The organism is Psychroflexus sp. MES1-P1E (genome assembly GCF_002836055.1).
Taxonomy (GTDB): Bacteria; Bacteroidota; Bacteroidia; order Flavobacteriales; family Flavobacteriaceae; genus Psychroflexus.
In genome coordinates this window covers 1-4,351 of the sequence record NZ_PJBS01000185.1, presented here as the reverse complement: position 1 = coordinate 4,351, position 4,351 = coordinate 1, and the positions used below count along the sequence as shown (strand labels likewise).

Below are 4,351 nucleotides of genomic sequence, written 5' to 3'. Positions count from 1 at the left end.
AGTAATGATTGGGTCATAAATCATAAAAGTTTTACGACAAGAAAACCCTCAGAATATTCAATTCAAGCTTTTGAAGAAAGCTTTATCTATGAACTTTCAATAGATGCTATACATAGATTAATTGCTCAATCTCAATCATTCTTCCAAATGGGTAAAATTTTAGAGGAATCAACTTCACGAATTGATTTTTTTGACAACAATAATACACCAGATGAAAAGTATGACTTCATAATTAAAAACAAACCAAGTTTACTTCAAAAATTTCCACAAAAAATAATAGCATCTTATCTTAAAATCACACCTGAAACATTGAGTAGAGTGAGGAAAAGAATTAAATAATTTCTTGATTTCAATCAAGTGATGAATTTGGATAAACCATTGATATTTGTCTTTCTAATTAAATATCAAATCAATGGAAAATCATTTTTACAAAAGCACAAGTATCTCACTTATTTTAGGAGCATTATTAATTATAATAACAATGGTTATGCACCCAAGTGGGGGCAGCATTGAACATATCATTAAAATTTCTAAAACAATTACAATTGCTCATTCATTAGCTATTTTCAGTTTACCAATAATCTTATTTGGTTTTTACGGACTTACAATAAATCTTTTAGATAAGTGGAAACTATCAGTATTGGCATTTATTATTATTTCATTTGGACTAATTGGAGCAATGTTTGCTGCAATTTTCAATGGACTAACTTTACCTTATTTTCTGAATCAGTATTCAGAAAGGTTAGAAGAAAATATTGAAGTATTAAAACCTATAACAAACTTCAGTTTTGCAATAAATAAACCTCTAGATTATATTTTTATTGTTGCTTTTTGTTTAGCAATAATGATATACTCTATCATCATATTATTAGAAAATAAATTCCCAAAATGGATTGGATATTTAGGAGTCTTTATCATTCTTTTTTCAATTATTGGAGGATTAACGGGGTTTATTTTCACAAGCTTAACTGGATTTAGAATATTTACATTCAGCATCGCTACTTGGATTCTATCAAGCGGAGTACTTCTATATAAATCTGACAAATGAAAATATTAATCTTTGGCGCCTCAGGTTCTGGAACAACAACGCTTGGAAAAGAAATTGAAAAAATAACGGATTTCACCCATTTGGACGTAGACGATTATTATTGGAAGAAAACTGAACTACCTTTTCAAGAAAAAATCCCATTAGTTTTAAGGAATAAAAGCCTGAAAGCGGATTTTAAGAAATTTGAGAATTTAGTAGTAAGTGGTTCAATGGTGAGTTGGGGAAAAGAATGGGAACAAGCATTTGATTTAGCCATTTTTATCATTTTGGAAAACAAAGAAAGAATAGAGAGACTGAAAAAACGTGAAACTGAACGTTATGGAAAAAAACTTCTGACTGACAAAAACATCCAACAGAATTCAAAAGCATTTTTAGAATGGGCAAACCAATACGAGAATCCGAATTTTAATGGAAGGTCACTTAAAGTTCATAACGACTGGATTGAATTACTTGGCTGCAAAGTTCTAAAACTAGACGGACGAATAGAATTGACCGAAAAAGTGGAAACTGTCATTAAGGTAATAAAAACTACTGGCAACACCGTATAAAATTAATTGCTGGTAAAAGCCAATTTACGAAAGTCCTCGCGGACTTTCTATCTGTGATTTATTTGCTAACTTTAGTGCTTAAATCACGCAACTAATCTTATACAACAACGTTATGCTTAATGAATGTGCTACTTCATCATGAAATGAAAAACAATAAAATGAATTGGATAAAGACGAACGATCAACCTCTTTCGAAAGAAGGTAGTTCTGGAGAAAGAGTTATTGTAGAAATGTATAGCTCAAATAAAAATGAAACTCCAACTTATAGAGGTACGGTAAAACTGAACTCAGGTATTGGCAGAATTGCATTTACATTGATCGATATTGATTCTAAAAAAAAGTGGGTGAACCGCCTAACTAATCATAATTTGATTGAGGGAGATATCTTTGGGGTGGAATATAGCACTTACGAACATTACAATCTTGCATGGCCAGTATCAGATCGTGAATATGTGCTAAAGGCAAAATGGACAATAGATAATAATGCTGAAACCCCAAGTGCAAAGCTTGAAATATCATCAACTACTCACAAAAAATATCCGCTAAGAAACGATAGGGTGCGAGGTGATTTAGAATCATTAATTTTTCACTTAAAGGAAGTTACTCCAGAAACAACTGAGGTAACAGTTGAAATTAAAGTTGATCCAAAAGGGAAACTCCCTAAATTCTTAGCAAATCAAATTCAAAATAATTGGCCGTTAACTACATTAAGAGCACTAAGCAAAGAAGTAAGTCAAGGAGAGGAACGACACAAACTTTTCCTTTAAAAATGATAAGCATAACACTATGTAAAAATGCATTAAAACGCATTTTACATTAAACGTTGTGTGCAATGAAGGAAAACCGAACTGAATTCAAATGAATAACAAAAAAAGGAAAGAAATTCTATTCAAAATTTACTCGGAGAATTTTAAATTCATAAAAGACAATTCAAGTTTAAAAGATAATTTTGATAAAGGATTTGGCTGTTTTTGCCCAATTTGTTTAAACTACTTTGTAAAAGAGGATTTAGAAGCCAAAGTAAATCCTCTGACGCTTGAACATAATCCACCACAATCTTTAGGAGGAAAAAGTAGCATTTTAACTTGTAAGAAGTGTAATTCAGACGCTGGACATAAAATAGATAATGAGATTTTAACAGCATTATTAGAAATTGATGCGTTACACTTCAAGCCAAACTCTGAAATTAAAACACAGTTCTATAATGAATCAACTGATGGAAAAGGTGTAAATGCCAAAATCAAAATTGAGGAAGATGGAAAGTTCTTAATTAATATAGATACTAAAAACAACAATCCTAAAATACATAAGAAATTTTTTGACAGTGAAGTTCAAGAGTATAATTCGCCTTTATTTATCAACGATATTTCTAAAAGTGGATGGAGTAAAAAACTAAATTTCACATTTGATAAACCAAATAAAACAAACGAAAGATTAGCCTCAATTTCGCTGTTGAAAATTGCTTATTTAATGGCTTTCGAAAAACTTGGACATCTTTATATTTTTAATAAGAATACAGAAATAATTAGGGAACAGATAAAACATCCTGAAAAGGAAATTATTAAAAATCCTTTTTGGATAACGTATCAATTTCCCGATAATCTTCTTGGAGTAAACATAATTACTAAACCTCGTGAATTGCGTTCAATTTTAGTAATCTTTAATTTAAAAACTAAATCTGATAGTTATAAAATATCGATTTGTTTACCTGGATTTAGTGAAGGTGATGAAAAAATATATGAAAATATTAAAGACATTTTATGTCAGGGAAATGGATTTCAAAATATCGAAGTGAATAATTATATAAACTCTGAATACAACATTAAGGATATCGAAAAAACATTTCGTTTAGTCCAATTTTGGGAATCTTTTGTAGAAAAACAATAAAATGAAGAAATCACTGCACACAACACCGTATATAATTTATTGCTAGTTCTAGCCTACTTACGAAAATCCTCGCGGATTTTCTATTCGGTAATTATTTACTAAATTAGTTGCTTGAAACACGCAACAAACCATATACAACAACGTTAGGAGCAAGCTGAGGAAAACCTATAAATTAAATAATATTGGAATATTATAATAAATATTTTGAAGGTGTATTTTGGATACCTGGAAAAGAGGAAAGAAAGACAATTTCAACTCTATTTATTGATGAAAATGGAATTGCGACTATAACATCTTTAGAATCTTTAGACATTAATGAAAATCTTAATAATAAATGGAATAATTTAGATTTAGTATTAGGTTACATAAATTGTAATGAAAAATCAAAAACATATTCAATTAAATTACATAACATTTATAAAACACATCAGTCATTAGGAGCGTTAACAAAGTTCAAATATGAGTCTAATAATACAATAATTACTCCATTTTATGACCGAGAAATTGAATCAATCAATTATAGCATTGTAATGTTAAATGCAGATATTTTAGACAACTGGATACCTATTTCAGGTTTTGATTTCAAATCAGATATTGAAAATAAATCATATGAAGTCAGTCAATATTATAAACAACCTAAAATAATAGAATTATTTAATAGTAAAGATTATGAAATCTATTTATTCTTTAGAGCAAAATCAGGTTTTAAAAAACGAAGAGAATCTTTTATCAATGAAAATGTATTTATAAATATAGAAACATCTAAACATTTTGAAATAAAAGAATTACCAAAAATAAAATCTACAATAGAAAGACTATTCAACCTTTTACTATTCGAATCGTTTTACTTTGAAAATACTGAAATTAG

General features: G+C 28.9%; 6 protein-coding genes. All 6 read left to right on the top strand.

Annotation, left to right across the window (positions count from 1 at the left end; all coding sequences use genetic code 11):
• A partial coding sequence (locus CXF67_RS18165; protein ID WP_180957928.1) for a Crp/Fnr family transcriptional regulator occupies positions 1–339 on the top strand: 339 nt, incomplete at its 5' end.
• Between the two features lie 73 nt (positions 340–412).
• Positions 413–1,048 carry a hypothetical protein gene (locus tag CXF67_RS08305; RefSeq protein WP_102088335.1) on the top strand — a complete coding sequence of 212 codons (636 nt, stop codon included), beginning with the start codon at positions 413–415 and terminating at the stop codon, positions 1,046–1,048.
• Entirely contained in the window at positions 1,045–1,596 is a 552-nt protein-coding gene (locus tag CXF67_RS08300; RefSeq protein ID WP_102088334.1) for an AAA family ATPase, read from the top strand. The genes CXF67_RS08305 and CXF67_RS08300 overlap by 4 nt, the downstream gene beginning before the upstream one ends.
• Positions 1,597–1,754: 158 nt before the next feature.
• Positions 1,755–2,363 (top strand): SRPBCC family protein, encoded by a 609-nt coding sequence (locus CXF67_RS08295; RefSeq protein WP_145990410.1) that lies wholly within the window; start codon positions 1,755–1,757, stop codon positions 2,361–2,363.
• Positions 2,364–2,454: 91 nt separating this feature from the next.
• Entirely contained in the window at positions 2,455–3,483 is a 1,029-nt protein-coding gene (locus tag CXF67_RS08290) for an HNH endonuclease (protein ID WP_102088332.1), read from the top strand.
• 182 nt (positions 3,484–3,665) lie between these two features.
• A partial coding sequence (locus CXF67_RS08285; RefSeq protein WP_145990409.1) for an ApeA N-terminal domain 1-containing protein occupies positions 3,666–4,351 on the top strand: 686 nt, incomplete at its 3' end.

Coding starts and splice junctions, on each gene's coding strand:
- CXF67_RS08305 (WP_102088335.1), top strand. CDS start 413: ATGGAAAATCATTTTTACAAAAGCACAAGTATCTCACTTATTTTAGGA.
- CXF67_RS08300 (WP_102088334.1), top strand. CDS start 1,045: ATGAAAATATTAATCTTTGGCGCCTCAGGTTCTGGAACAACAACGCTT.
- CXF67_RS08295 (WP_145990410.1), top strand. CDS start 1,755: ATGAATTGGATAAAGACGAACGATCAACCTCTTTCGAAAGAAGGTAGT.
- CXF67_RS08290 (WP_102088332.1), top strand. CDS start 2,455: ATGAATAACAAAAAAAGGAAAGAAATTCTATTCAAAATTTACTCGGAG.